The organism is Pseudonocardia kunmingensis (genome assembly GCF_006716445.1).
In the GTDB taxonomy this organism is placed as follows: Bacteria; Actinomycetota; Actinomycetes; order Mycobacteriales; family Pseudonocardiaceae; genus Pseudonocardia; species Pseudonocardia kunmingensis.
In genome coordinates, this window is record NZ_VFPA01000001.1 from 2,042,781 (window position 1) to 2,068,458 (window position 25,678).

Annotated in this window: 28 protein-coding genes and 1 pseudogene; 12 read left to right on the forward strand and 17 right to left on the reverse strand. The window is 73.7% G+C overall.

What is annotated here, in order from left to right:
* Positions 1-306: 306 nt before the first annotated feature.
* Both purE and FB558_RS09710 read right to left on the reverse strand, forming a co-directional pair.
* Positions 307-810 carry a 5-(carboxyamino)imidazole ribonucleotide mutase gene (purE, locus tag FB558_RS09705; RefSeq protein WP_211366249.1) on the reverse strand — a complete coding sequence of 168 codons (504 nt, stop codon included), beginning with the start codon at positions 808-810 and terminating at the stop codon, positions 307-309.
* Positions 803-2,026 (reverse strand): 5-(carboxyamino)imidazole ribonucleotide synthase, encoded by a 1,224-nt coding sequence (locus FB558_RS09710; protein WP_281288583.1) that lies wholly within the window; start codon positions 2,024-2,026, stop codon positions 803-805. Before FB558_RS09710 ends, purE begins: the two co-directional genes overlap by 8 nt.
* Positions 2,027-2,083: 57 nt before the next feature.
* Here FB558_RS09710 and FB558_RS09715 point away from each other — a divergent pair, with 57 nt between their 5' ends.
* Complete coding sequence (locus FB558_RS09715; protein ID WP_142050610.1) at positions 2,084-2,593, forward strand: GtrA family protein; 510 nt, start codon at positions 2,084-2,086, stop codon at positions 2,591-2,593.
* Between the two features lie 13 nt (positions 2,594-2,606).
* Here FB558_RS09715 and FB558_RS09720 read toward each other — a convergent pair whose 3' ends face one another.
* Positions 2,607-3,830: an FAD-dependent oxidoreductase gene (locus FB558_RS09720; RefSeq protein WP_142050612.1), complete on the reverse strand. Its 1,224-nt coding sequence runs from the start codon at positions 3,828-3,830 to the stop codon at positions 2,607-2,609.
* Between the two features lie 92 nt (positions 3,831-3,922).
* Between FB558_RS09720 and FB558_RS09725 the strand changes: the two genes are divergently transcribed.
* A complete protein-coding gene (locus FB558_RS09725; protein WP_211366252.1) occupies positions 3,923-4,552 on the forward strand; it encodes a PadR family transcriptional regulator in 630 nt (209 codons plus the stop codon).
* A gap of 31 nt (positions 4,553-4,583) precedes the next feature.
* Here FB558_RS09725 and FB558_RS09730 read toward each other — a convergent pair whose 3' ends face one another.
* The 4 genes from FB558_RS09730 to FB558_RS09745 form a co-directional block, all read right to left on the reverse strand.
* A complete protein-coding gene (locus tag FB558_RS09730) occupies positions 4,584-5,483 on the reverse strand; it encodes an alpha/beta fold hydrolase (RefSeq protein ID WP_142050615.1) in 900 nt (299 codons plus the stop codon).
* 70 nt (positions 5,484-5,553) lie between these two features.
* Positions 5,554-6,822 carry an ATP-binding protein gene (locus FB558_RS09735; RefSeq protein WP_142050618.1) on the reverse strand — a complete coding sequence of 423 codons (1,269 nt, stop codon included), beginning with the start codon at positions 6,820-6,822 and terminating at the stop codon, positions 5,554-5,556.
* Between the two features lie 16 nt (positions 6,823-6,838).
* On the reverse strand, positions 6,839-7,495 hold the full coding sequence (locus tag FB558_RS09740) for a response regulator transcription factor (protein ID WP_142050621.1): 657 nt from the start codon (positions 7,493-7,495) through the stop codon (positions 6,839-6,841).
* A 23-nt stretch (positions 7,496-7,518) separates the two neighbouring features.
* Entirely contained in the window at positions 7,519-8,154 is a 636-nt protein-coding gene (locus FB558_RS09745; protein WP_142050624.1) for a QsdR family transcriptional regulator, read from the reverse strand.
* Between the two features lie 90 nt (positions 8,155-8,244).
* Here FB558_RS09745 and FB558_RS09750 point away from each other — a divergent pair, with 90 nt between their 5' ends.
* The 3 genes from FB558_RS09750 to FB558_RS09760 all read left to right on the forward strand — a co-directional run bounded on the left by FB558_RS09750 (position 8,245) and on the right by FB558_RS09760 (position 10,659).
* On the forward strand, positions 8,245-9,348 hold the full coding sequence (locus tag FB558_RS09750; protein ID WP_246106343.1) for an alpha/beta hydrolase: 1,104 nt from the start codon (positions 8,245-8,247) through the stop codon (positions 9,346-9,348).
* A 76-nt stretch (positions 9,349-9,424) separates the two neighbouring features.
* On the forward strand, positions 9,425-10,207 hold the full coding sequence (gene hisN / locus FB558_RS09755) for a histidinol-phosphatase (protein ID WP_246106344.1): 783 nt from the start codon (positions 9,425-9,427) through the stop codon (positions 10,205-10,207).
* 5 nt (positions 10,208-10,212) lie between these two features.
* Complete coding sequence (locus tag FB558_RS09760; protein ID WP_142053946.1) at positions 10,213-10,659, forward strand: MaoC family dehydratase; 447 nt, start codon at positions 10,213-10,215, stop codon at positions 10,657-10,659.
* Positions 10,660-10,663: 4 nt separating this feature from the next.
* On the opposite strand, the pseudogene FB558_RS45660 reads toward FB558_RS09760, so the two are convergent.
* Both FB558_RS45660 and FB558_RS09770 read right to left on the reverse strand, forming a co-directional pair.
* Positions 10,664-11,826: pseudogene (locus FB558_RS45660) on the reverse strand (LLM class flavin-dependent oxidoreductase).
* A gap of 60 nt (positions 11,827-11,886) precedes the next feature.
* Positions 11,887-12,471, reverse strand: a complete 585-nt coding sequence (locus tag FB558_RS09770) for a Uma2 family endonuclease (protein ID WP_142050627.1) — start codon at positions 12,469-12,471, stop codon at positions 11,887-11,889.
* A 127-nt stretch (positions 12,472-12,598) separates the two neighbouring features.
* On the opposite strand from FB558_RS09770, the gene FB558_RS09775 reads away from it, so the two are divergent.
* Together FB558_RS09775 and FB558_RS09780 are read left to right on the forward strand one after the other, a co-directional pair.
* Positions 12,599-13,069, forward strand: a complete 471-nt coding sequence (locus FB558_RS09775; RefSeq protein WP_170231257.1) for a barstar family protein — start codon at positions 12,599-12,601, stop codon at positions 13,067-13,069.
* On the forward strand, positions 13,066-13,488 hold the full coding sequence (locus FB558_RS09780) for a guanyl-specific ribonuclease (protein ID WP_142050634.1): 423 nt from the start codon (positions 13,066-13,068) through the stop codon (positions 13,486-13,488). The genes FB558_RS09775 and FB558_RS09780 overlap by 4 nt, the downstream gene beginning before the upstream one ends.
* A gap of 21 nt (positions 13,489-13,509) precedes the next feature.
* On the opposite strand, the gene FB558_RS09785 is transcribed toward FB558_RS09780, so the two are convergent.
* Genes FB558_RS09785 through FB558_RS09800 form a run of 4 tightly spaced genes read right to left on the reverse strand, consistent with a single transcriptional unit; the run spans position 13,510 to position 16,404 of the window.
* Positions 13,510-14,079, reverse strand: a complete 570-nt coding sequence (locus FB558_RS09785; protein ID WP_142050637.1) for a Uma2 family endonuclease — start codon at positions 14,077-14,079, stop codon at positions 13,510-13,512.
* Between the two features lie 49 nt (positions 14,080-14,128).
* Positions 14,129-15,049 (reverse strand): hydroxymethylglutaryl-CoA lyase, encoded by a 921-nt coding sequence (locus FB558_RS09790; protein WP_142053948.1) that lies wholly within the window; start codon positions 15,047-15,049, stop codon positions 14,129-14,131.
* A gap of 14 nt (positions 15,050-15,063) precedes the next feature.
* Positions 15,064-15,543, reverse strand: coding sequence for a PH domain-containing protein (locus tag FB558_RS09795; RefSeq protein ID WP_142050640.1), 480 nt, complete (start codon positions 15,541-15,543; stop codon positions 15,064-15,066).
* Positions 15,544-15,597: 54 nt separating this feature from the next.
* A complete protein-coding gene (locus FB558_RS09800; protein ID WP_142050643.1) occupies positions 15,598-16,404 on the reverse strand; it encodes a biotin--[acetyl-CoA-carboxylase] ligase in 807 nt (268 codons plus the stop codon).
* A gap of 166 nt (positions 16,405-16,570) precedes the next feature.
* Here FB558_RS09800 and FB558_RS09805 point away from each other — a divergent pair, with 166 nt between their 5' ends.
* From FB558_RS09805 to FB558_RS09815, 3 genes are all read left to right on the forward strand, one after another.
* Positions 16,571-18,202, forward strand: a complete 1,632-nt coding sequence (locus FB558_RS09805) for an acyl-CoA carboxylase subunit beta (protein ID WP_142050646.1) — start codon at positions 16,571-16,573, stop codon at positions 18,200-18,202.
* Positions 18,203-18,231: 29 nt separating this feature from the next.
* Positions 18,232-18,495 (forward strand): acyl-CoA carboxylase subunit epsilon, encoded by a 264-nt coding sequence (locus tag FB558_RS09810; protein WP_142050649.1) that lies wholly within the window; start codon positions 18,232-18,234, stop codon positions 18,493-18,495.
* Positions 18,496-18,631: 136 nt separating this feature from the next.
* Positions 18,632-18,847, forward strand: coding sequence for a hypothetical protein (locus FB558_RS09815; protein ID WP_142050652.1), 216 nt, complete (start codon positions 18,632-18,634; stop codon positions 18,845-18,847).
* Between the two features lie 48 nt (positions 18,848-18,895).
* Here the strand turns inward: FB558_RS09815 and FB558_RS09820 are convergent, their stop codons facing one another.
* The 4 genes from FB558_RS09820 to FB558_RS09835 are packed head-to-tail and all read right to left on the reverse strand — an operon-like array spanning position 18,896 to position 22,251.
* Positions 18,896-19,474 (reverse strand): GTP-binding protein, encoded by a 579-nt coding sequence (locus tag FB558_RS09820; RefSeq protein WP_246106346.1) that lies wholly within the window; start codon positions 19,472-19,474, stop codon positions 18,896-18,898.
* Complete coding sequence (locus FB558_RS09825) at positions 19,464-19,823, reverse strand: DUF742 domain-containing protein (protein WP_142050655.1); 360 nt, start codon at positions 19,821-19,823, stop codon at positions 19,464-19,466. The genes FB558_RS09820 and FB558_RS09825 overlap by 11 nt, the downstream gene beginning before the upstream one ends.
* A gap of 2 nt (positions 19,824-19,825) precedes the next feature.
* Positions 19,826-20,227, reverse strand: a complete 402-nt coding sequence (locus FB558_RS09830; RefSeq protein ID WP_170231258.1) for a roadblock/LC7 domain-containing protein — start codon at positions 20,225-20,227, stop codon at positions 19,826-19,828.
* Positions 20,224-22,251: an ATP-binding protein gene (locus FB558_RS09835; protein ID WP_170231259.1), complete on the reverse strand. Its 2,028-nt coding sequence runs from the start codon at positions 22,249-22,251 to the stop codon at positions 20,224-20,226. The genes FB558_RS09830 and FB558_RS09835 overlap by 4 nt, the downstream gene beginning before the upstream one ends.
* 555 nt (positions 22,252-22,806) lie before the next feature.
* Here FB558_RS09835 and FB558_RS09840 point away from each other — a divergent pair.
* Both FB558_RS09840 and FB558_RS09845 read left to right on the forward strand, forming a co-directional pair.
* Positions 22,807-24,564: a hydrogenase maturation protein gene (locus tag FB558_RS09840; RefSeq protein ID WP_142050661.1), complete on the forward strand. Its 1,758-nt coding sequence runs from the start codon at positions 22,807-22,809 to the stop codon at positions 24,562-24,564.
* Between the two features lie 454 nt (positions 24,565-25,018).
* Positions 25,019-25,651, forward strand: coding sequence for a Maf family protein (locus FB558_RS09845; protein ID WP_142050664.1), 633 nt, complete (start codon positions 25,019-25,021; stop codon positions 25,649-25,651).
* Positions 25,652-25,678: the final 27 nt, after the last annotated feature.

Below are 25,678 nucleotides of genomic sequence, written 5' to 3' on the forward strand. Positions count from 1 at the left end.
GGATGACCCCGGGATCCGGGTGGGGGAAACCCCCGTCGGGAGAGGCCGGACATGCGTGATCCCCGGGCCGCAGCAGGAGCTGCGCACGCCGAGCTGGACGGGCTCGGGCCCGGGGACCACGGGTGACTGCCTGGGATTCGCCGGCACCACACCGGCTTCCACTGACGGCCGTCGGAACGAGTCCAGTGGTGCTAGCGGACAGCCACCTCACATGCCCAGTTGCTATTCAACGCTGGACCACCTCCTCTCCTGTGTACGGCCACACTACGACCGGGAGACGCGGGCGCGCCACGAGAATTCCGCGGATCACGTCCCCGCGGCGGCGTCGCGCAGCGCCGCGTCCTTGGCCAGCACCGACTCCGCGAGGTCGGCCTGGAACGCCACCATCCGCTCGCGCAGCCCGGCGTCGCCCGTCGCCAGCATCCGGACGGCGAGCAGGCCGGCGTTGCGCGCCCCGCCGACCGCGACCGTGGCCACCGGCACGCCTGCCGGCATCTGGACGATGGAGAGCAGCGAGTCCATCCCGTCGAGCTGCGCGAGCGGCACCGGCACCCCGATCACCGGCAGCGGCGTGGCCGCGGCCACCATGCCGGGCAGGTGCGCCGCGCCGCCGGCACCCGCGATCACCACCTGCAGGCCCCGCCCGGCGGCGCTCGTCGCGTAGTCGAGCATGCGCTGCGGCGTGCGGTGGGCCGAGTAGACCCCCACCTCGTGGGGCACCTCGAACTCGGCGAGCGCCTCGGCGGCGGCGCGCATCACGCGCCAGTCCGAGTCGCTGCCCATGATCACGCCGACCCGCGGGTCAGACACCGTGCGCCTCCTGTGCGTTCTCGTGCACCGACCACCCGTCGGGCCACTGCGCCGTGGACAACCACGCCGCGGCGAGCGCCGCGCGTTCCCGCACGGCGGCCATGTCCGCGCCGAGCGCGGTGACGTGCCCGACCTTGCGCGCCGGGCGCTCGGCCTTGCCGTACAGGTGCACCTTGACGTCGGGGAACCGCGCGAACAGGTGGTGCACCCGCTCGTCGACCGACATCGCCGGCTCCTGCGCGGCACCGAGCACGTTGGCCATCACGACGGCTGGCGCGGTGGGCGCGGTGGCGCCGAGCGGGTAGTCCAGGACGGCGCGCAGGTGCTGCTCGAACTGGGAGGTGCGGGAGCCCTCGATCGTCCAGTGCCCGGAGTTGTGCGGGCGCATCGCGAGCTCGTTGACGACCATGACCCCGTCGGTCCGCTCGAACAGCTCCACCGCCAGCAGCCCCGTGACGCCCAGCTCGGCGGCCACCCGCAGCGCCATCTCCTGGGCGCGCGCGGCCACGTCCTCGTCCAGGCCGGGAGCCGGCGCGAGCACCTGCACGCACTGGCCGTCCTCCTGCACGGTCTCCACCACCGGCCAGGCCGCCGCTTGCCCGTAGGGCGAGCGGGCCACGAGCGCGGCGAGCTCGCGGCGCATCGGGACGGCCTGCTCCACGAGCAGCGGGGTGCCGGCCGCGAGCAGCTCGGCGACCAGTTCGGGCTGCGCTTCGCGCAGCATCCACACGCCGCGCCCGTCGTAGCCGCCGCGCGCGGCCTTGAGCACCACCGGCCAGCCGTGCTCGGCGGCGAACGCCCCCACGTCCCCCGGCTCGCGCACCTCGGCGAACGCCGGCACCACCAGGCCGAGCCCGGCCAGCCGGTGGCGCATCACCAGCTTGTCCTGCGCGTGCAGCAGCGCGTCCGGGTGCGGGTGGACCGGGACGCCCGCCGCGACGAGCGCGCGCAGCTGCTCCTGGGGCACCTGCTCGTGGTCGAAGGTGACGGCCGAGCAGCCCCGCGCGAACGAGCGCAGGGCCGCCAGGTCCGAGGCCGCGCCGGCGTGCACGTCGGCGCAGACGAGCGCGGCGGGGTCGGCCGGATCGACGGCGAGCACGCGCAGCGACTGGCCGAGCGCGATCGCGGCCTGGTGCGTCATGCGCGCGAGCTGTCCGGCACCGACCATCCCGACGACGGGAAGGCCCCCAGCGGAGTGCGATCGGGAGGCGTCCACGGTGCAGGGAGCCTACCGGCGGGTGCCGCGGCACCGGCGTCTGGCACGATCGAGCAGGTGTCCGTTGTCGAGTCGGCGCTTGCGATCATCCCGCAGCCCTACCGCGACATCGCCATCAAGCACCGGGAACTGGTGAAGTTCGCCCTCGTCGGCGGCACCACGTGGGTGATCGACACGGCGGTGTTCCTGCTGCTCAAGGCCACCGTGCTCGAGGAGAAGCCGCTCACGGCCAAGATCATGGCAGTGCTCGTGGCCACGATCGCGTCCTACGTCCTCAACCGCGAGTGGTCCTTCCGCACCCGTGGTGGCCGGGAACGCCACCACGAGGCCGCGCTGTTCTTCCTCGTGAGCGGGATCGGGGTCGCCGTGTACACGGCGCCGCTGGCGATCTCGCGTTACGTGTTCCACCTCGAGGTCCCCCAGGTGAGCCCGCTCACCGAGGGGATCGCCGACTTCGTCAGCGGCCAGATCATCGGCGTCCTCGCCGGGATGGCGTTCCGCTGGTGGGCCTTCCGCCGGTTCGTCTTCCCCGACGAGGACGTGCGGCGCCAGGTCCCCACCGGCTGAGCGCAGGCGAACGTCAGCATCGGAGCCCTGGCGAGGAGTCCGACCCCTCGAAGTCGACGCGGTAGTCGTTCATCCACGCCTGGCTGCCGAACCGGGCGATCAGCGCGAACACCACCCGCAGTGACATGTCCCGTACCAGCCGCGCCGCGGGATGGGCCGAGCCCACCTTTTGATTGCCGCGCCTGCGCCCCTCAGCCGCGATCCGCTCCACCCGGGCGCGGCGCCGATGCTCATAGGCGGCGAACGCCCGGGTGGCGTCGGGGAGGTCCCGTAGGCAGGCAGCCAGGACGAGTGCGTCCTCCACCGCGAGGGAGGCGCCCTGGCCGCTAGAGTTGGACACGGCGTGGGCGGCATCACCGAGGAGTGCCACCCGGCCCCGACTCCATCGGGGCAACGATGCCAGGTCGTAGGTGCCGAGCGGTCGGAACCGCGAGGGTTCGGCAGCCCGCATGATCGTGGTGATGTCCGGAAGATCGTCGCTGAACAACGCCAGCGCGTGGGACTTCCAATCGTCGTCGCCGCGGGCGGCGATCTCTTCGGCGGTCATTTCGGAATGCCCGAGGTTGGCGAACCAGAACACCTCGCCCGAAGGCCCGGTCTGGTAGCCGAAGAACGCCCGCTTGCCGAAGACCATCCGCGTCGTGGCCTCGGCGGTGGGCGCGACGTCCGAGGATTCGAGGTACCCGCCGATCCCCAGGAGCCCCGTGTATGCCGGGTTCGGGGCCTCGGGGTCCATCAAGCGCCGCACCAGGGAGTGGATTCCGTCGGCCCCGAGCAGGACATCGCCCTCGGCCGAGGAGCCGTCGCCGAACTCGGCGGCCACCCCGGAGTCCGTCTCGGTGTAACGGGTGAAGCGTTTGCCGTACTCGATCCGGATGCCCTGGTCCCGGGCGGCCTCGGCCAGGGCGCGCTGCAGGTCGCCCCGGTTGATGGTGATGGTGCGTAACTCGGCCGGGCCCCGCTCCGAGCCGTCGCCCAACCTCCCGAGGCGCCGGCCGGACCCGTTGACGAACTCGATGCCCGTCGTGGGAAAAGCGGCCGCCCGCCGCGCCGCGTCGAGCATGCCCACCGTGCGCAGGGCGGCCAGGCCGTTGGGCGCCAGCGTGAGGAAGGTGCCCAAGTTGTCCCCCGGACCGGCGTGGGCCTCGTGGACGACCGCCTCGATACCGGCGCGCTGCAGCGCCGCCGCGGCGACCGGGCCACCGATACCTCCTCCGATGATCAGCGCCTTGGTCATCGCCCGCCCACTTCACCGCTAGTCATACTATGACTATACATAGGATGACTCCCACCATCGGCCCGGCATGACGACGATGTGGAGGTGACCAGGTGCCGCATCACACGCACCGGCGTTCGCCCCTGGCGGTGCAACTACTGCTGCTGCTGGCCGAGGAGCCGATGCACGCCTACCGGATGCAGCAGTTGATCAAGGCCCGGCAGAAGGACCGGATCGTCAACATCGCCCAGCGCAACAGCGTGTACCAGACCTTGGACCGGCTACTGCGTGCCGAGCTCATCGCGGTGGCGGACACGGAGCGCGCGCCGGGCCGTCCCGAGCGGACGATCTACCGGCTCACCGACCACGGGCACGGCACTCTGGAGGAGTGGTTGCGGCAGATGCTCTCCGCTCCCGCCCGCGAGTTCCCGGAGTTCCCCGTGGCACTGGCCGCACTGCCGCACCTCACCCCGGAGCGGGCCGCCGACCTGCTGGAACACCGGGCGCAGAGCCTGCGGGAACGGCTGCGGCGGGCCGGCGCTGACGCCGAGCGCGCCGATCGAATGGGCCTGCCCCGGTTGTTCATGCTGGAGGACGAGTACCAGCGCGCGATCACCGAGACCGAGCTGCGATGGGTGAACGACCTCGTGGACGACTTGCGTGCGGGAGGTCTCACCTGGAATTCGGAATGGCTGCACGCCGTATCCCGACGCCTCAGTCCGGAGGGCGACGGCACGGACTGAGACGGGATCGACCTCGTGGGCTCCGCTCCGCCTACCGGCCCTCCACGCGATCGGCGACGGCACGCACCTCGTCCGCCACCCGCGGCCACAGCTCCCGCGGCAGGTCGTGACCGACCCCGGGCAGGAGCACGAGCCGTGCACCGCGGATCGCCGCGGCGGTCACGCGGGCCCCGGCCGGCCGCAGCACCTGGTCGGCCGTGCCGTGCAGGACGACCGCGGGCACGCGCAGCGCGGCCAGCCGGGGACCGCTCCACGGCGCGCCCGTCTGCCGGCCCTGCGCCGCCGCGTCCCGTACGCCGCTGCGCACCCCGACCGCCCGCTCGCGGTCGACGACGAGCCGCGCCGCGTCCTCGTCGAACGGGTACGCGGGGGAGGCCACCGCCCGGGCCAGCGCCAGCCCGGCGACGAGGTCGCCGTCGGGCCCGTCCGGGAAGCGCAGCCGCGACATCCGGGCCACGAATCCCAGGCGGACGTAGCGCAGCACGCCGAGCGACCCGGCGTCGCTCGGCACCGCCGCCGACACCGCGATCCCGCGGACGCGGCCGGGGTGGCGCAGTGCGACGCGCTGCGCCAGCAGGCCGCCCATCGAGTGGCCGAACAGGTACGCGGATGCCCATCCGAGCGCGTCGAGCACCGCGACGGCGTCGTCGGCCATGTCCTCGCCGGTGTAGGCGACGCGCCGGCCGCGCAGCAGGGTCGCGAGCGGGTGGCCCGCGGCGTGGTCGTCGAAGTGGGTGGACTGCCCCGCGTCGCGCTGGTCGTAGGCGACGACGTGGAACCCCCGCCCGACGAGCTCGGCGACGAGGCCCGGCGGCCACCAGAACCGTGAGACGCCGAGGCCCATCACCAGCAGCAGGGGCCGGCCACCGGCGCCGCCGAGGTCCTCGAACGCGATCGAGACCGGCCCGTTGTGCGCGTACCGCGTCGTCATGACGCCCTCCTTCGCGAACAGTGTTTGCAAAGTGAGGATAGCCGTTTGCGGACATCGTTCGCAAACACGGTCAGCGGGGAGCGGAGCCGCGGCGGGGCGCGACGCCCACCACGTCGTCGGCCCGGGCGGCCGGCAGGAAGATCGTGAACACCGGCGGCCGCGCGCGCGACAGCTCCAGCCGCCCGCCGTCGGCCTCCACCAGCGCGCGGGCGAGTGCGAGCCCGAGCCCCGTGGACGAGCCGACCGACACCCCGCGGTCGAAGACGTGCGGCACGAGCTCCTCCGGCACGCCCGCGCCCGCGTCGGCGACCTCGATCAGGAGGCCGCCCTCTGCGGTCCGCGCGCTGAGCGTGACGGTGCCGGCACCGTGCTGGATGGCGTTGTCGACCAGCGCGCCGACGGCCTCGCGGATCCGCGCCGGGGTGACCCGCGCCAACAGCCCCTCCGGCACCCGGACCTTGAGCGACCGGCCCGCGGCGCGCAGGGCGGGCCGCCACTCCTCCGCGGCCGCGGTGAGCCCCTCGCGCAGGTCCTGCAGCTCCGCCCCTGCGGCCCGCGCCGCCCGGGCGGCCTCCAGCAGCTCGTCGAGCACCTCGGCCAGCCGCTCGGCCTGCTCGAGGGCGGCCAGAGCCTCCGACCGCGCCGTCGGGTCGGGGTGCGAGGCGAGCTCGTCGAGCCGCAGCTGCAGCGCGGTGAGCCGGCTGCGGAGCTGGTGGGACACGTCACCCACGAGCGCGCGCTCCCGCTGCAGCAGGTCCGCGAGGGCGATGGCGGAGGTGTCGAGGACGTCCGACACCCGGTCCAGCTCGGGGATGCCGTGCCGGCCGGGCACGGCGCGGAAGTCGCCGGCACCGAGCCGGGCGGCGCGGTCGGCCACCCCGCGCAGCGGCTCGGCCAACCGCCGCGCGGTCACCGTGGCGACCACCGCCCCCGTGCCGACCGACAACACCACGAGCAACAGCACCACCAGCGTGACCTGCACCTGCTCGGTGCGCATCAGCGACAGCGGCTCCTGCATCGTCAGCACGTCGCCGGGCCCGAAGGGCAGCGACTCCGACACCGGGTCGGCGCCGACGTCCGCGCCGATCACGTGCTCCGGCTCCCCGGCGCGCTGCAGCACCAGCCGCCCGCCGGTCGGCACCGCGAGCTCGATCGACGCGCGGTCGATCCGCGCCCCCGGCGTGTCCAGCCGCGCGGCCACCTGCTCGAGGCGCGACGTCAGGTCGGCGCGGTGGATGTCCTCCACCAGCTGCCACGTGGTGATCCCGAGCGGGCCGCCCAGCACGAGCGCCGTGATCGCGACCACGAGCAACGTGGACTGCAGGATCCGCCGGCGCACCGCTCCCCGCCCCCGGTCAGTCGTGGTTGAACCGGAAGCCGACGCCGCGCACCGTCGCGATGCGGCGCTCGCCACCGATCTTGCGGCGCAACCAGGACATGTGCATGTCCAGCGTCTTGGACGTCTTCATGTCCGGGTCGTTCCACACCTCGCGCAGGATCTCCTCGCGCGTGACGACCTGGCCCGCGCGCAGCAGCAGCACGCGCAGCAGCTCGAACTCCTTGTTGGCCAGCCCCACCTCGGTGCCGTCCACCAGCACCCGGCGCCCGGACAGCTCCATCCGGACCCCGCCGACCTCGACGGCTTCAGGCGTGAGCCTGCGCAGCAGGGCCCGCACCCGCGCGAGCAGCTCCGCCAGCCGGAACGGCTTGCCGACGTAGTCGTCGGCGCCCGCGTCGAGGCCCACGACGAAGTCGACCTCGTCGGTGCGCGCGGTGAGCATCAGCACCGGCAGGTCCGGGTCGTCCAACCGCACCCGGCGGCAGACCTCCAGACCGTCCATCCCGGGCAGGCCGAGATCGAGAACGAGCAGGTCGACCTGGCCGCACCGGACGCGTTCGAGGGCCGCGACGCCGTCGGTGGCGACGTCGACGGCGTAGCCCTCGCGCTGCAACGCGCGCGACAGCGGTTCGGCGATCGCGGCGTCGTCCTCGGCGAGCAGGACGGTGGTCACCCGGCAAGTCTAGGCAGCACCGATCACCGGCCGGTGTCCGCAGGCGGGCGCTCCTTCGCCGGGACCGCCGGCAGGAGCGCGTGGAGCACGCGCCCCGCTCGGTCGGCGTCGGGTTGCTCCCCGGTGGTCAGCGTCAGGTAGACGTAGGACTCGAGGATCCGGACGACGACGTACGTGAGGTCCTCGAGGGGGATCTCGCTCTGCACGCGGCCCGCGTCGAGGTCCTCGGCGAGGATGTCGTGCACGACACCGAGCTGCCGCGATTGGTAGTCGGTCGCGCGCGTCGTGAGCAGCCGCATCGCGAGCTCTCCCTCGTGCTCGACGAACGCCCGCATGCCGGGGTTCTGGATCACCGCGTGCACCCAGGCGTCGAGGACCGACGCCGATCGGCTCCGGCCCGGCTGCAGGGTGGCCGGGTCGGCGAGCAGCGTGGCGAACGTCTGCTGCGCCAATGACCAGAGGACCTCGACCAGCAGCTGTTCCCGGGAGCCGACCCAGCGGTAGAGGGTCGCCCGGTTGACGCCGAGCTCCCGGGCGAGGACCCCCATGTCGACGCGGCGGCCCTCGAGGAACGTCCGGCGCGCCCGGCGGAAAGCGTCGAGCGCCCCCGGGCGGGCATCCACCCCGGCCAGCTGCGCCTGCAGCGGGGTCACCGCCACGATGTCGCCTCCCGTCGTCTTGACACTTCAGAGTGTCGCAGGACACAGTCGCATGCAACACATCCTGCTCGTGTTGCAAAGGGGCCACAGATGAGCGAAATGGCGCATGCGCCCGGCGCCCGGCGTGAGGGCCGGCTCCACGACCCGTCGGTGAGCCTCCGCACCGACCCGCGGCTGCACCCGGGCCTGCGGGCCGCGCTGGGCGCCCTCGGCCTGGACGGGCACGCCGCACCGCCACCGCTGGACCGCAGCGCCGAGCCCGCCGCCGTGGCCGAGTACGTCGGCGGTGCCCATGCGGCGTTCGAGGGGCTCTACGCCGCGCTGCCGGCCGAGTGGCCCGGGGAGGCACCGGTCGAGGTGTCGACCCGGACCGAATCAGTGCGCGGAGTGGACGGCCACGACATCGCGCTGCACATCGTCCGGCCCGCCGACGCGGCCGGCCCGCTGCCCGCCGTGGTCTACATCCACGGCGGCGGTATGACCATCATCGAGGCGGACAACAAGGTGCACCGGCAGTGGAGCCGTGACCTCGCCGCGACCGGGATGGTGGTGGTCACCGTCGACTTCCGCAACGCCTGGACACCCCGCGGGGCGAACCCGTTCCCCGCCGGGCTCGACGACTGCGGCTCCGCCCTCGACTGGGTCCACGAGCACCGCGCCGACCTCGGCATCTCGACGGTCGTCGTGGAGGGGGAGTCGGGCGGCGCCAACCTCGCGCTCGCCACCGCGCTCAAGGCCAAGCGGGACGGGCGGCTGGACCGCATCGACGGCGTCTACGCGATGGTGCCCTACATCAGCGGCGGCTACGGGTGGCCCACCGACCGCAAGCTGCGCGAGCTACCGTCGATGGTCGAGAACGACGGCCACTACATCGGCTGCGCGATGATGGACCTGCTCGTCTCGGTCTACGACCCGACGGGCGAGAACGCCGAGAACCCGCTCTGCTGGCCCTACTTCGCCACCACCGCCGACGTCGAGGGCCTGCCACCGCACGTGATCACGGTCAACGAGCTGGATCCGCTGCGCGACGAGGGCATCGCGTACTTCCGCACGCTGCAGCGGGCCGGCGTGCCGGTGGTGGGGAAGGTCAACCTCGGCCTCACCCACGGCGCCGACATGTCCTTCCGGCAGGCCGTCCCGGACGCGTACCGCGCGACCGTCCGCGACATCCACGCGTTCGCCTGCTCGCTCTGAGCGCAGCACTCCCCCACGCCTGCCCGCGGCCGACTGCGGGAGCGGATCAGTGGCTCGGCCGGTGGATGAGGCAGGCTTGCCCCTCGTGTACGCCGATCTCGAGCTCGCCCTGCGCCTCGCGGACACCGCCGACGCGCTCAGCCTCGCCCGCTTCCGGGCCGCCGACCTGCGCGTGACCCGCAAGCCCGACCGCACGCCCGTCACGGACGCGGACACGGCCGTCGAGGACGCGCTGCGCCAGGTGATCACCGCGGAGCGCCCGGACGACGCCGTGCTCGGCGAGGAGCGCGGCGGCGCCGTCACCGACGCGGAGCGCGGCTGGGTGATCGACCCGATCGACGGCACCAAGAACTTCTCCCGCGGCGTGCCGGTCTGGGCCACCCTGATCGCGCTGGCCGTGGACGGCGTGCCGGTCGTGGGCGTGGCGAGCGCGCCAGCGCTGGGCAGGCGCTGGTGGGCCGCGCGCGGCGAGGGCGCGTGGACCTCCGACGCGCAGGGCACACGGCGGATCGCCGTCTCCGGGGTGGGCGAGCTCGCCGACGCCTACCTGTCCACCACCGACGTCAAGACCTTCGCCGAGCTCGGCCGCCGCGAGGACTACCTGCGGCTGGTCGACGCCTGCTGGGAGACCCGCGCCTTCGGTGACTTCTGGCAGTACTGCCTGGTGGCCGAGGGCGTGCTCGACATCGCCGTGGACGCCGCCGCGAACCCGTGGGACCTCGCCGCCCTCGTCCCCCTCCTCACCGAGGCAGGCGGCGCGCTCACCGACCTCTCCGGCGCGGCGACGTTCGCCGGCGGGGACGGGCTCGCCTCCAACGGCGCGGTCCACAAGGCCGCGCTGGCGATCGTGGGGCGGTGACCGGCATGGCCCCGGAACTCGCCTTCGAGGACTTCACCGCCGGCCGCGTCTTCGACCTCGGCACCACGGTCGTCGACCGCGACGAGATGCTCGCCTTCGCCCGCCGCTTCGACCCCCAGCCCTTCCACGTCGACGAGGAGGCCGGGAAGGCGTCGATCTTCGGCGCGCTCGCGGCGTCGGGCTGGTTCACCGCGAGCCTGTGGATGCGCGCCTACGCCGACGGCGTGCTGGCGCGGGCCACGTCGCTCGGCTCCCCCGGCGGTGACGAGATCGCCTGGCCCGCCCCCGTGTTCGCGGGCGACGCGCTGCGGGCGTCGATGGAGGTGCTCGAGGCGCGGCGCTCGCGCAGCCGCCCGGGCCTGGGTCTGGTGCGGCTGCGCGGCCGGTTGCACCGCGGCGACCTGGAGGTCTACCGCGCGAGCTTCACGGGCATGTTCGGCACGCGGGACTGACCCCTCAGGCGCCGCGCTCCTTCTCGTACTTCTCGGTCATGTGCGCGACGGCCGCCAGCTGCTGCTCCGCGTGGCCGGAGCGGGTCTGGCTGGCCCGCGCCTTCGCGTCGAGCGTGGGCTGGGCATGGCCCTGGAAGCGCGGCATGACGTGCTGCGCGATCAGCTCGTAGGACCGGCGGGTGGCCTGCGGGTTCGCCCACTCGTGGGCGAGCAGCAGCATCGCGCCGAACCCGCCGGACTGGTCGACGAGCCGCTGCACCTGCGCGGCCGCGTCGTCGGGCGTTCCGATCGCGCCGATGCCGGCCTCGTTGATGAACTCGATCATCTCCCGGACGTCGCCGCCCTCCACCGCCATCTGCGGGAACGCGGCGACCTTCTGGAAGTAGCGGAACCACTGCTCGATGCCGTGCTCGACCTCCCGGTAGGCCTGCTCGCGCGTCTCCGCCACGTGCATCAGGCCGACCAGCCGCCACGAGGCCCGGTCGACGCCCCGCTGGTGCGCCGCGGCCCGCTCCTGCACGACGTTCCAGTGGTGGGCGAGGGCGTCGAAACCCTCCTTGGTGAGCGTCGCCCCGATGGAGAGCAGGCCGATGCCGTGCCGGCCCGCCAGTCGCGGGCCGGTCGGCGAGGCCACCGCGGCGACGGCCACGTCGAAAGCGGGTCCGAGTACGGGCGCAGGTGCAGGCGGGCGTCGATCAGCCGGTGGGTGCGGGTGGTGGCGGTGACCGGCTCATCGCCGCGCAGCAGCCGCATGACGATGTCGAGGTTCTCGTCGAGCAGCTCGCGGGTGTCGGTCGGGTTCAGCCCGATCATGGCCGAGTCCGTGGGCAGCGAGCCCGGCCCGACGCCCAGCATCACGCGGCCGCGGGTGAGGTGGTCGAGCAGCACCATGCGCTCGGCCACCCAGAGCGGGTTGTGGTAGCTCAGCGAGATCACGCCGGTGCCCAGGCGGATGTGCCGGGTGCGCTCGGCCGCGGCCGCGATGAAGATCTCGGGCGATGCGATGATCTCCGAGCCCGCGGAGTGGTGCTCGCCGATCCACGCCTCGTCGTACCCCAGCGCGTCGAGGTGCTCGACGAGCTGCAGGTCGCGCTGCAGCGCCGTGGTCGGGTTCTCACCCGCCGGGTGGAACGGGGCCAGGAAGATGCCGAACCTCAGACGCGTCATGCGGCGCTCCAGTCGTCGTCGACGGGGAACTTCGACAGTAGGCACGACCGGCGCTCCCGGTCACCCCTCCGATCGGCTGGCACCGCCCCGGCGCGCGACCAGGGCGGAGATGTCGATCCGCATGGCGAACGGCTCCTGGACGACGAGCTCGCCCGTGGCCGTCTGGCTCTCGACGTAGCCGTCGCCCGGGGCGCCCAGCCCGTACACGGTGATCGTGGGCGCCGGCGGATCGAGGTCGACCACCCAGTAGTGCGGGATGCCGGCGTCGGCGTACTCGAAGGGCTTCAGGTGCAGGTCGACGTTGCGGGAGCCCGGCGAGATGATCTCGACGGCGAGCAACACGTCCGAGGCGGTGAGCCGGTCGACGTCGGTGCTCGCGGTGGTGACCACGACATCCGGCGACCGGACCGTCGCCGGATCCGCCGCCTGGACCACGACGTCGACGTCGAGCAGCATGGTCAACTCGGGTGGCAGGCACCGATCGATCTGCGTCCCGAGCCGGAACATCGCATCCTGGTGGAGCGGACGCGGGCGCGGCGCCACGACGAGCACCCCCTCCTGCAGCTCGTAGCGCGCCGAGTTGTCCTCGGGCAGCGCGACGAACTCCTCGAGCGTCATCAGATCTCGGTGCAGCGGCATGGCCATCGCACGTCCTCCTGTCCGATCGCTGCGAGGGTGGCAGGTGCCTCCGACAGTCTGGCGCAACCGGACGGGAGCAGCGAGTTCCACGCCCCGTACCGACCCGGTCACCGAGCGGTGGTTCGATGGTCCGGTGGGTGGGTCACGACGGACGCCGGTCAGCCGGCTCGTCCCCGGCCTGACCGGCCGGGGGGTGCTGCTCGCCAGCCCGGCCGACGTCGAGGCGGTGCGCGCGAACCTGGCGGCCGACGGCGTCGCCTTGGCCGAGGTAGCGGGCGCAACCGACGCGATGCGCCCGACGCAGGCCGCGATCGCCCGCGCGCTGCGGCTGCCCGAGACGGCGGGCCGCAACCTCGACGCGCTGGTCGACGCGCTGCGCGACCTGGCCGTCCGGTGGCCCGACGACGAGCGCGTCGTCCTGCTCTGGCACGACGCCGGTCGGCTCGTCGACGCCGACCTGCCGGGCTTCCTGACCCTGACCGAGATCCTGCGGACGGCCGCGGCCGAGCTGGGGCCGGGGGGCCGCATCGGCGACCGCCAGTTCGAGACGGTGGCGTTCGTCGAGCGACACGGGGTGCGCACGATCGCGGAGGCCTCGCGGTGAACCGGGCGTGGGCGGTCGTCCGGCTGCTGCTGGCCGGGCTCGTGCTGGCGGGGTGCCAGGCCGCACCCGCTCCCGCCGCACCGCCGTCGACGGCGGCGCCGGCAGCGGCACCCGCGTCCGCAGGCTCCGTCCCGGCCTGCGTCGAGGCGCTGCCGGCCGAGGCCGACGAGGTGATCGCGGACATCGAGGCGGGCGGGCCCTACGAGTACCCGCGCAACGACGGCGTGGAGTTCGAGAACCGCGAGGGCATCCTCCCCGACGAGGACCCGGGCTACTACCGCGAGTTCACCGTGGAGACGCCGGGACTGGACCACCGGGGCGCCCGCCGGATCGTCACCGGAGGCCCGGACGAGCGCGCGCCCGACCACTGGTACTACACCGGCGACCACTACGAGAGCTTCTGCGAGTTCGCGCCCTGATCCGCGCGGCGGGCGAGCCCGTCAGGAGCCGTCCCTGCGCGTCACGAGCGCCGCGATGTCGATCCGCATCCCGAACGGTTCCGGCACGACGAGCTCGCCCACGGCCGTCTGGCTCTCCACGTAGCCGTCGCCCGGGGCGCCGAGACCGTAGACGGTGATCGAGGCAGCCGGCGGGTCCAGGTCCACCACCCAGTAGTGCGGGATGCCCGCCTCGGAGTACTCGAACGGCTTCATGCGGGTGTCGATCTTGCGAGAACCCGGGGAGATGATCTCGACGGCGAGCAGCACCTCACCCGCTTCCACGCGGACCTCCGGGCCTCCCGCTCGCACGACCACGAGATCCGGCGCGCGGACGGTTGCCGGCCCCTCCCTTTGCACGACGACCTCGAAGTCGGGGACGGCGTCCCAGTCCACGGGCAGCTGCCGTTCCATCTGCGAGGCAAGTCGCGTGACCGCGAGCTGATGCCTCCTGGCCGGTTTCGGCGACACGACGAGCACGCCCTCCTGCAGCTCGTAGTGCGCCGAGTTGTCCTCGGGCAGGGCGTCCCACTCGTCGAGGGTCATCAGGTCTCGGGGGATCGGCAGCGCCACCGCGCACCTCCTCTCGGTCAGCACATTGTGGCGCACACCACCGACAGGACTACGCGCCGCCGGTCAGCGCCCGCACCACCCGCGACGGCGACGGCCGCCCGAGCTGCTCGGCCATCCACACGCTCGTGCCCACCAGCGCGTCGAGGTCCACGCCGTGCCCGATGCCCAGCCCGTCGAGCATCCAGACGAGGTCCTCGGTGGCGAGGTTGCCGGTGGCCGACTCGGCGTAGGGGCACCCGCCCAGGCCGCCCGCGCTCGCGTCCACGGTGCGGACGCCCCGGCGCAGCGCCGTGAGCGTGTTGGCCAGCGCCTGGCCGTAGGTGTCGTGGAAGTGCACCGCGAGCTGCCGGACGGGCACGCCCGCCGCGACGCAGGCGTCGAGCACCGCGTCGACGTGCCCCGGGGTACCGGTGCCGATCGTGTCGCCCAGCGAGAGCTGGTGGCAGCCCATCTCCACCAGCCGCCGCGCCACCGACGCCACCTGCTCGGGTGCGACCGCGCCCTCCCACGGGTCGCCGAAGCACATGGAGACGTAGCCGCGCACCCGCAGGCCCGCCGAGAGCGCGCGCTGCACGACGGGGGCGAACATGGCGAACTGCTCGTCGAGGGTGCGGTTGAGGTTGCGCTTCGCGAACGTCTCGGTGGCGCTTCCGAAGATCGCCACGTGCGAGACGCCGGCCTCCAGCGCGCGGTCGAGCCCGCGCTCGTTGGGCACCAGCACCGGGTAGTCGACGCCCTCGGCACGCACGAGCCGGTTCAGCAGGTCGGCGGCGTCGGCGAGCTGGGGCACCCACTTCGGGTGCACGAAGCTGGTGGCCTCGAGCACCGGCAGCCCGGCGGCCGCGAGCCGGTGCAGGAACTCGGCCTTCACCTCCACCGGGACGACGGCGGCCTCGTTCTGCAGGCCGTCCCGGGCGCCCACCTCGTAGATCGTCACGTGGTCGGGCAGCCCGGGCGAGGGCACGGTCATCGGCAGGTCTCGCGTCACGGGGCGACCTCCTGGTAGAGCAGGGCGTGCACGCGCTGCACGCCGGGCACGTCGTCGAACTCGAGCGACTCGTCGGAGTCCGACTCGACGACCAGCGTGCCCGAGCCGAGCATCCGTTCCCACAGGGTGTGGCGAACCCGCACGCTGCTGATCCGGCTCAGCGGGATGTCCATGCCGTGGCGGGTGAGCACGCCCTCGCGCACGAGCACGCGGCGGTCGGTGACCACGAAGTGCGTGGTGCGCCAGCGCACGACGGGGAACACGGTGAACCGCCCGACCAGCACGAGACCGGCGGCCGCGAGCCCGGCCCACGCCCACGTGGCCCAGTCCTGGGTGCGCACCAGCGCGGCCAGGAAGCTCGCCGCACCGACCACGAGGAGCAGCACCAGCACGGGCCCGAGCAGCATCTTCCAGTGCGGGTGCTTGTGCACGACCACCTGCTCGTCCTCCACGAGCAGGTCGTCCGGGAACGCCACGACACCACGGTAAGCGCTCGATCCGCGCCGCGTCCGGTCCCGACAGGGGGACTCCTACCCCGACGGTCGCAGGTGCACCACGTCGCCCGCGGCGACGGCCCGCCGCCTGCCCGCCGGGTCGAGCAGCAGCAGCCGCCCGTCCCGGTCGACGTCCTCGGCGATGCCGTGCAGCGCGGCGCCACCGGGCAGCTCGACCTTCACCTCGGAGCCCAGCGTGGCGCAGCCCGCCCGGTAGTCGGCGCGCAGGCGGGTGGCCTCCGGGTCGCCGCGGTTCTCGCGCCACGCCGACTCCCGCTCCGCGAGGCAGCCGAGCAGGGTGGTGAGCACCTGGGCGCGGTCGACGGCGGCGCCCTCCGCGGCCAGGGAGGTGGCGCCCGGGTGGTCCGGCGGCGAGGCGGCGACGTTGAGCCCGATGCCGATCACGACAGCCGGCCGCACCGCGTCGCCGACCTCGGCGAGGATGCCGGCCGCCTTGCGCTGCTCGGCGCCCAGCAGGAGGTCGTTGGGCCACTTCAGCGCGGCAGGCACGGCGCACAGCGCGCGGATGGCGTCGAGCAGGGCGAGCCCGGCCAGCAGCGGGAGCCAGCCGAACCGCGACGGGGGCACCCCCGCGGGGCGCAGCAGCACGCTGACCGCGATGCCGGAGCCGGGGGGAGCCACCCAGCTGCGGGCCAGCCGCCCGCGGCCCGCGTCCTGGTGGTCGGCCACGAGGACGGAGCGGTCCGGGGCGCCGCCCGCCGCGGCCGCGAGCAGGTCGGCGTTGGTGGAGCCGGTGCGTTCCACGACGTCGACCTGGGCCCATCGGCCGACGAGCGCCGCGCGCAGCGCGTCGGCGTCCAGCGGCTGGACGGTCCGGTTCATGTCTCGGCACGCTACCGGCGCACCCTGTTCCTCCGCCCACCTCGTACGGCGTCCGCGACGGACGGGGTCCTGCGGTCGCCGGACGCGCGCACGACCGCGCCGAGTGCACCCGGGGGTGACGATCGTCGCGGCGCGGGCCGTGCCCACGGCGTTAGGCTCCGCACCCATGAGCGCTGCAACGGAGCCGTTCGCGTCCGGTGCCGACGAGCCCGACATCCACACGACCGCCGGGAAGCTGGCCGACCTGCACCGGCGCATCGAGGGCGCTGTGCACGCGGGCAGCGAGGCCGCCGTCGAGCGCCAGCACGCGAAGGGTCGCCAGACCGCCCGCGAGCGCGTCGACCAGCTGCTGGACCCCGGCTCGTTCGTCGAGCTCGACTCGCTGACGCGGCACCGCTCCACCAACTTCGGCATGCAGGACAAGCGGCCCTTCGGCGACGGCGTCGTGACCGGCACCGGCACGATCGACGGCCGGCCGGTCGCGGTCTTCAGCCAGGACGCCACGGTGTTCGGCGGGGCGCTCGGCGAGGTCTACGGCGAGAAGATCGTCAAGGTGATGGACCTCGCCACGAAGATCGGCTGCCCTGTCATCGGCATCAACGACGGCGGCGGCGCGCGCATCCAGGAGGGTGTCGTCGCGCTCGGGCTCTACGGCGAGATCTTCGTGCGCAACGTGCGCAGCTCGGGTGTGGTCCCGCAGATCTCGCTGGTCATGGGCCCCTGCGCGGGCGGGGCCGTGTACTCGCCCGCGATCACCGACTTCACCGTGATGGTCGACGGCACCAGCCACATGTTCATCACCGGCCCGGACATCATCAAGACGGTCACCGGCGAGGACGTCGACTTCGAGGACCTCGGCGGCGGGCGCGCCCACAACACGAGGTCCGGGGTGGCGCACTACCTGGCGGGCGACGAGGAGGACGCGTTCTCCTACGTCAAGGAGCTGCTGTCCTTCCTGCCGTCCAACAACCTGTCCGAACCGCCCGCCTACCCGGCGCCGGAGCCCACGGCCGGCGCGATCGCCGACGGGCTGACCGACACCGACCTCGAGCTCGACGCGATCATCCCGGACTCCCCGAACACGCCCTACGACATCCGCGAGGTCGTGAACCGGGTGCTCGACGAGGGCGAGTTCCTCGAGGTGCACGAGCTGTTCGCGCCCAACATCGTGGTCGGGTTCGGCCGGATCGAGGGCCGTTCGGTCGGCGTCGTGGCCAACCAGCCCACGCAGTTCGCCGGGTGCCTCGACATCGACGCCTCCGAGAAGGCCGCGCGCTTCGTCCGCACCTGCGACGCGTTCAACGTGCCGGTGGTGACGTTCGTCGACGTCCCCGGCTTCCTGCCGGGCACCGAGCAGGAGTGGAACGGCATCATCCGCCGCGGCGCGAAGCTGATCTACGCCTACGCCGAGGCGACGGTCCCGAAGATCACGGTGATCACCCGCAAGGCCTACGGCGGCGCGTACGACGTCATGGGGTCCAAGCACCTGGGCGCCGACGTCAACGTGGCGTGGCCGACCGCCCAGATCGCCGTCACCGGTGCCGCGGGCGCGGTGAGCATCCTGTACCGCAAGGAGCTGCGCGGCCTGGAGGGCGACGAGCTGGCCGCCCGCCGCGCGGAGCTGCAGCAGGAGTACGAGGACACCCTCGCCAACCCCTACATCGCGGCCGACCGCGGCTACATCGACGGCGTCATCCCGCCCTCGCACACCCGCGGCTACGTGGGTCGCGCGCTGCGGATGCTGGCCACGAAGCGCGAGGCCGTGCCCGCGCGCAAGCACGGGAACATCCCCCTGTGACGGAGCGGAGCGGAGACACCCTCGGCACCGTGACGGAGCGGAGCGGAGACACCCTCGGCACCGCGACCGGGGCGGGCAACCCCGAGGAGCGGCGGGCCGCGTTCCGCGTCGTGCGCGGGAACCCGACCGACGAGGAGCTCGCCGCGCTCACCGTGGTGCTCGCCGCGGCGGCGTCGGCGCCGGCGTCGGCAGCACCCGCCGCGCACGACCGCTGGTCCGATCCCACGGCGCGCTTCCGCGTCCCGCTGCACCCGGGCCCTGGCGCGTGGAAGGCCTCCACCTGGCCCCGCTGAGGCCGCACCCGCGCACCTCAAGTCCTGCTCAAAACGCTGGCCGCGCGCTCGTGGTGCCCGTCACACTCGGTGCGAGGGTCGGGGCGATCGGCGTCCAGGGGGGACGGTGCGCCACGGCCGGGAGGAGGCGATCGAGATGGGGACCATCATCTGGATCGGAGTCGCCGCGCTCGTCGTGATCGCGGCGCTCGTGGCCGTCGGCCGCTCGGGCGGAGGGGGCGGCACGAGGAGGACCGGTAGCTCCTACAGCGGCAGTTCCTACACCGGCGTGTACTCGGGGGGATACAGCGACGGTGGAGGCAGCTCGGGGAGCTGCGGCGACGGTGGCGGCGGCGGAGGCGGCTGCAGCTAGCCGGCGAACGGTCCCGGCGGGCCGGCGGCACCTGGTGCCGCCGGCCCGTCAGCTCGCTCGGACCATCGTGCTGCGCGCCAGCGCGTGCTCGACCAGCGCCACCAGCGCGTCCTGGCTCGACCTCGGATCGCGCGCGTCCATCCAGACGAGCGGGCAGTCCGCGGGGAGGGCGAGCGCGTCGCGCACGGTCTCCTCGTCGTAGTCGTCGGCTCCGGGGAACCGGTTGACCCCGACCACGAACGGGAGCCGCCGGTTCTCGAAGTAGTCGATCGCGGGGAAGCAGTCGTCGATCCGGCGCAGGTCCACCAGCACGACCGCGCCGACCGAACCGCGGGCGAGCTCGTCCCACATGAACCAGAACCGCGACTGGCCCGGCGTACCGAACAGGTAGAGGATCAGCGAGTCGTCGACGGTGAGGCGCCCGAAGTCCATCGCGACGGTGGTCGTCTGCTTGTCCGGCACCGCGCCGGCCTCGTCCACCCCGATCGAGGCCGCCGTCATCGCCTGCTCGGTGAGCAGCGGCGGGATCTCCGAGAGCGACCGCACGAGCGTCGTCTTGCCCACCCCGAACCCGCCGGCGATCAACACCTTCAGCGGGATCAGCTCGTCCTGCTGATCAGCGTGCACGTAGTCCCTCCAACAGCCTCTCCAGGACCTCGGGTCCCGGTCCCTCACCCGTCGCCGACGGGGGCAGGTGCACGGTCAGGTATCCGCCGTCGACGAGGTCGCTGACCAGCACCCTCGCGACGCCGACCGGCACGCGCAGTGCCGCGCCGATCTCGACGACCGAGATCGGGCGCGACGCGAGGTCCACCGTCGCCCGGTACTCCAGGTGCAGGTCCACGGCGCGGGAACCCGCCGGGGTGACCGTCACCAGCGTCTCCACGGGCATGTCCGAGCCCGTGGTGGAGCGGGTGCGACCGCCGGTGAGCGCGTACACCGGCACCACGCGCCCGCCCGGATCGGGGCTGGTCACCGCTAGCCTCCCGCGCTCGACCGCGGCGCGGGCGTGAGGGCGTGACCCACCCGGGCCGCGAGCATGGTCATCTCGTAGCCCACCATGCCGATGTCGCACGTGCGCTGGGCGAACACGGCCAAGGTGGCGCCCTGGCTGATCGAGGTGACGAACAGGTAGCCGCCCGCCATCTCGAGGATCGTCTGGCTGACCGCGCCGGCACCGAGCAGGTGCGCGGTGCCGCGGGCGAGGCTGACGAGCCCGGACGCGGCGGCGGAGAGCTGGTCGCCGAGGGACACGCCGACGTCCGGCGAGGTCGCCAGCCGCAGCCCGTCACCGGAGACGACCACACCGTGGACGACGCCCGGCACGTCGCGGACGAACTCCGCGAGCAGCCAGTCCAGCTGCCCCGAACGCCCGCTCACGACCGCCTCCCGTCCGCGCCGGCACCGTCGACGACGGCCTGCGCGGCCTGCCGGCTGGCCTGGTAGCGCGACAGGGCGCTCGCGGCGCCCCCGTCGGGCGGCAGTGAGAAGTCGGGCTCCTCGGACGCGGGGTGGCGCAGTTCGGGCGCCAGGTGCGCCTGCGGCACGCGACGGCGAAGGCCCGGCCGGCCCTCCCCGGTGGACGCCGGAGGCTCACCGCCGGTGCGGGGCTCCGGGATGTCCGAGTCCGCCGGGCGCGGCCGCGGCGACGGGCTGGGCGTGCGACCGCCCTCGGCCGCAGGAGGCACGGCCGGCAGCGTCTGGCGCTGGGCGCCGGTCGCGGACGGGTCGGTGCGCGCACCGTCGATCCCGTCGCCACCGGGCGGGCGGGAGCCGGCCGCCGCCGACTCGGGGTTCCACCACCCGCGCCATCCGGCGTCACCGCGGGCCGGCTCGGCCCCCGCTCCGTTCGACGCCGGCGACGGAGCTGCCGTCGAGAACGGCTCGACCCACCCCGTGCTGTCCGACGGCAGCTCGACGCGCGGTGCGGGGCGACCCGCCTCGCCGGTGACGTACGGCCGGGCGGTGGCGTGGGGCAGTGTCTCGGCGTGGGGCAGGGCCTCGGTCTGCGGCAGCGCCTCCCTGTGGTGCAGGGCCTCCCTGTTGCGCAGCGGCGCAGGCGGCGCCTCGACCCCGGGGCGGGCGAACAGCGCCGCGGGGAGCGAGACGATCGCCGTGACCCCCGAGCCGGGGGTGTTGCCGAGCGAGACGCCGACGCCGTGCCGGGCCGCGAGCCGGGCTACGACGTGGAAGCCGAGGCGCTGCGCGACCGCGAGGTCGACCTCGCGGGGCACCGCGAGCAGCTCGTTGGCCGCGTCGAGGTCGTCGGGCGGCATCCCGACGCCCCAGTCCTCGATCGTCAGCAGGTAGCCGCCGTCGTCGCGCCGGTCGGGCCGGGCGCGGATCGTCACCGCGGTGTCCGGCGGCGAGAAGCGCACCGCGTTCTCGGTGAGCTCGGCGAGCAGGTGGGTGAGGTCGGCGACGGCCTGCCCCGACACCGCGACGCGGTCGTCGATGGCGAACACGACGCGGTCCAGGTCCTCGGTCTCGGCGATCGCGGCACGCACGACGTCGCGCAGCGGCACGGGCGCCGTCCAGGTGCGCGGGGACTGCTCGCCGGCGAGCACCAGCAGGCTCTCGGCGTTGCGGCGGACCCGGGTGGCGAGGTGGTCGAGGGTGAACAGGTCGGAGAGCGTGTCCGGGTCGCGCTCCTTCTCCTCGAGCTGGTTGATGATGTCCAGCTGGCGGTAGAGCATGCTCTGGTTGCGCCGGGCGAGGTTCACCAGCATGTCCGAGGTGAAGCGGCGGCGTCCGATCTCCGCGTCGGCGGTGAGCAGCCGACGGCCCAGCGCCTCCTTCTCGGTCTGCTCGTCCTCGGTGATGCGCCAGAAGATGACCATGCCGACGCACGCGAAGAGCACCGCGATGCCGTGGATGGCCGACCACAGCCAGGGGTTCGCCTGCCCCGCGGGGTGCGAGAAGATCAGGCCACCCAGCCAGAGGGTGCCGATGCCGTGGCTGACCACGGTGAACCCGACGTTCCAGAGGAACGGCACCCAGTCCTGGTACAGCGCGATGAAGCCGATGATGATGAAGAAGTGGAAGTGCGCCTCGATGCTGCCCGAGGTGAGCACCACCAGTCCGGCGGAGCAGAAGACCAACCCGCCGGTGATCATGGAGGACGCCAGCCGCCTGGTGCGCAGGACGTGGCCCAGCACGAGGAAGGCGACCGGCGCGATCAGCGCGTAGCCCACCACGAGGGGCGAGTTGCCCAGCGCCAGGCCGAGCACGGCGATGGCGGGCAGGTGGATCGCCAGCACCCACTGCAGGAGACGGTGGCGCCGGTGCCACGACCTGTCGTCGAGCGTGTTGCCGCGCGGCAGGTAGGCCAGCAGGCGGTTCGCCGCCCCGCCCTCTCCGTCGACCCCCTCCACGGGAGGACCGATCGGCGTACTGGTCTGCATGGAGATCTGCTCCGTCCGGTCGCCATCGCCGTTGCGTACTGGTAGTCGGCGGACAGTACAAGGAGATCCGGGTTCCGTGGGAACGGTGATCGCCGCCATGCGCGAAATGGCCTAACCGTCCGGCCGCTCGCCTCGGGCATTCGCCCGCTCGGCTCGCCCCGATCTCGGCGAACGGACCGGTGAAGTCCAGCATCAACTACGGCACGCAGGCGAACGCGTGCGTAGCGTGACGCGGGTACGTCTCTGAGCGCCGAGGGACCGCCGTTGGGCGCGGTGCGACGAACACTGTGTGTCCGTGCCGTTCAGCGCAGTGCCGTTAGGCCAAATGGCCGCCAGAGTGCGGCCGTTCGACCGCCGAACGTGCGGCCGAGGGCGGTTACAGTTCAATCACGCACCGCCCCTCCGCTCCCCCAACGATCGACAGGCCGGGGAGGTGCGCCCACCGCGACCGCAGGGGTCGATGACGATCCGCGGGCGCACATTGGCGCGGGCCGCCCATTCACGCGGTCCGTTGTTCGGGCGCGCCCGAGGAAAATCGCGACAACGGAGATCAGTGTGAGAATCCTGCTGTTGTGCTCGTCGTTCAACGGCCTCACCCAGCGGATCTGGACCGACCTGCGGGCGGACGGGCACGACGTCACGATGCAGCCGGCCGATTCCGATGCCGCAATGCGGGCCGCGGTGGCCGCCACCGATCCGGACGTGGTCCTCTGCCCGTTCCTGAAGGAGCGCGTGCCGGACGACGTGTGGCGCTCCCGTCCCACGGTGATCATCCATCCCGGCCCCGAAGGCGACCGCGGCCCGTCCTCGCTGGACTGGGCGATCCGCGACGCCGAGCCGGAGTGGGGGGTCACCGCGATCGGCGCGATCGACGAGATGGACGCCGGCCCGGTCTGGGGCACCCGGGTGTTCCGGGTGCCTGCCGACCCGCCGCGCAAGAGCGCGCTCTACGCCGGTCCGGTCACGGAGGCCGCCGCCGCGCTGGCTCGCGAGGTGGTCGCGAAGGTCGCCGACCCGACGTTCGCGCCGCGCCCGCTCGACTACTCCCGCCCCGGCGTGCGCGGCCGCCTGCGGCCCACGATGCGCCAGGCCGACCGCGCCTTCTCGTGGGCCGACCCCACCGAGCACGTGCTGCGGCGCATCCGCGCGGCGGACGGCTCCCCCGGCGTCCGCAGCGAGCTGGCCGGCGTGCCGGTCTCGGTGTTCGACGCGCACCGCGGCACCGCCACCCCCGGCGAGCCCGGCTCGATCGCCCTGCGCCGGCAGGGCGCGGTGCTCGTCCGCACTGGTGACGGCGCGCTGTGGATCGGCCACCTGCGCCGCCTCGCCACCGGGGGCGGCGACGACGGCGGCCCGCGGATCAAGCTGCCGGCCACCACGGTGCTCGGTGAGCGGATCGCCGGGGTGCCCGAGGCACTGGAGCCGCTCGGGCCGCCCGCGGCCCACGACGGCCCGGCCGCCCACCACGAGATCTCCTACCACCGCAGCGGCCCGGTCGGCGTGCTCGACATCGACTTCTACAACGGCGCGATGTCCACGGCCCAGTGCCACCGGCTCGCGGCCGCGCTGCGGGCCGCCGCGGCCCAGGACACCTCGGTGCTGGTGCTGCGCGGCGGGCAGTTCTTCTCCAACGGCATCCACCTCAACGTCATCGAGGCCCGCCCGGACGCGGCCGCGGAGGCGTGGCGGAACATCAACGCGATCAACGACGTCTGCCGGGAGATCATCACCTGCACGCACCAGCTCGTCGTCGCCGCGGTGGGCGGCAACGCCGGAGCCGGCGGGGTGATGCTCGGCCTGGGCGCCGACCAGGTGCTGCTGCGCGACGGCGTGGTGCTCAACCCGCACTACCGGACGATGGGCCTGACCGGCTCGGAGTACTGGACCTACGTGCTGCCCCGCCGCGTCGGCCCGGCCGAGGCCGAGCGGCTCACCGGCGAGTGCCTGCCGATCGGCGCCGCCGAGGCGGCCGGCACCGGCCTCGCCGACGCCGTGCTGCCCGGCGACCCCGGCGAGTTCGACGCCGCCGTGCTCGAGCGCGCCGCCCGGCTCGCCACGAGCGACGGGCTGGCGCAGCAGCTCGCCGCGAAGGCGGCCGTCCGGGCGGCGGACGAGCGGCGCAGGCCGCTGGAGACCTACCGCGTCCGCGAGCTGGCCGAGATGAGCCGGGACATCTTCGACGACCGCTACGGGTTCGCCGCGGCGCGCCACGCGTTCGTCACCAAGCAGCGGCCGCCGGCCGCGCCGGTCGCGCGCCCCAGCGCAGAGCGGGGCCGGCACGCGGCGCTGCTGACCCGCAGCGCGGGCTTCTAGCGCCCTGACCACATCCATTCGCCGCCTTTGGTCACGCGGCGGCGAACGGTGCGAGTCGCACGCCACGGCCCTCGCGACCGCGCTGACGCCTCTCGCGTACCGGCGCGACCGGTGATCGCCAGGAGTGGTGCGAGGGCTGCAGATCTGCCGCCCTAGCACCACCCTTACTGATCATGACCGTCCCGCGTTCCGCGGAACGCACCCGTTGCATGATCAATGAGACGTGAGCGGGGTCTGCTGGAGATCGAACCCCGCTGACGTCTCGGTCGTCGGGTGGGTCCTCCTGCGGTGGGCGCGCCGTTCCCGGCTCGCGACCACTTGCCTTCGGGGTGGTCTCGTATCGGCCGCTGCACGACCGCGTGAGCATCACCGTCCCGTCCGACGATGGTGCGCGCGGCGGCGGCCACGACAGGGCCCCGCCCGCACGGGGCGGCGTCTCGTAGGCTGACCGGCCGTGCGCGTCGTACTGGCCTCCGCCTCCCCCGCCCGCCGGGCCGTGCTCCGCGCCGCGGGCGTCGACCCGATCGTCGAGATCGCCGACGTCGACGAGGAGGCGCTGCTCGCGGCGATGCCGCAGGCCGCTCCGGCGGAGAAGGTGACGCACCTCGCGAGCGCGAAGGCCACCACGGTGGCGCGGCGGATCGGCAGCGCCCACCCGGACGCCGTCCTGATCGGCTGCGACTCGATGCTGCACATCGACGGCGAGCTGGTCGGCAAGCCCGGCGACGCCGACACCGCCCGCCGGCGCTGGGGGACGATGGCGGGCGGCACCGGCGAGCTCGTCACCGGCCACGCGGTGCTCCGCCTCGCCGACGGCGAGATCGACCGCGTCGCCGAGGGCCACGCCGTCACGACGGTCCGGTTCGCCGAGCCGTCCGAGGCCGAGCTGTCGGCCTACCTCGCCACGCGCGAGCCGCTCGCCGTCGCCGGCGCGTTCACCCTCGACGGGTTGGGCGGCTGGTTCGTCGAGGGCATCGACGGCGACCCGTCGAACGTCATCGGGATCAGCCTCCCGCTCGTGCGCAGGTTGCTCGCGGGTGTCGGCGTCCGGGTCACCGACCTCTGGAGCGCGCCGCCCGACGGGTGACCCGCGCGTCGGGGCCGGTGGGCGGGC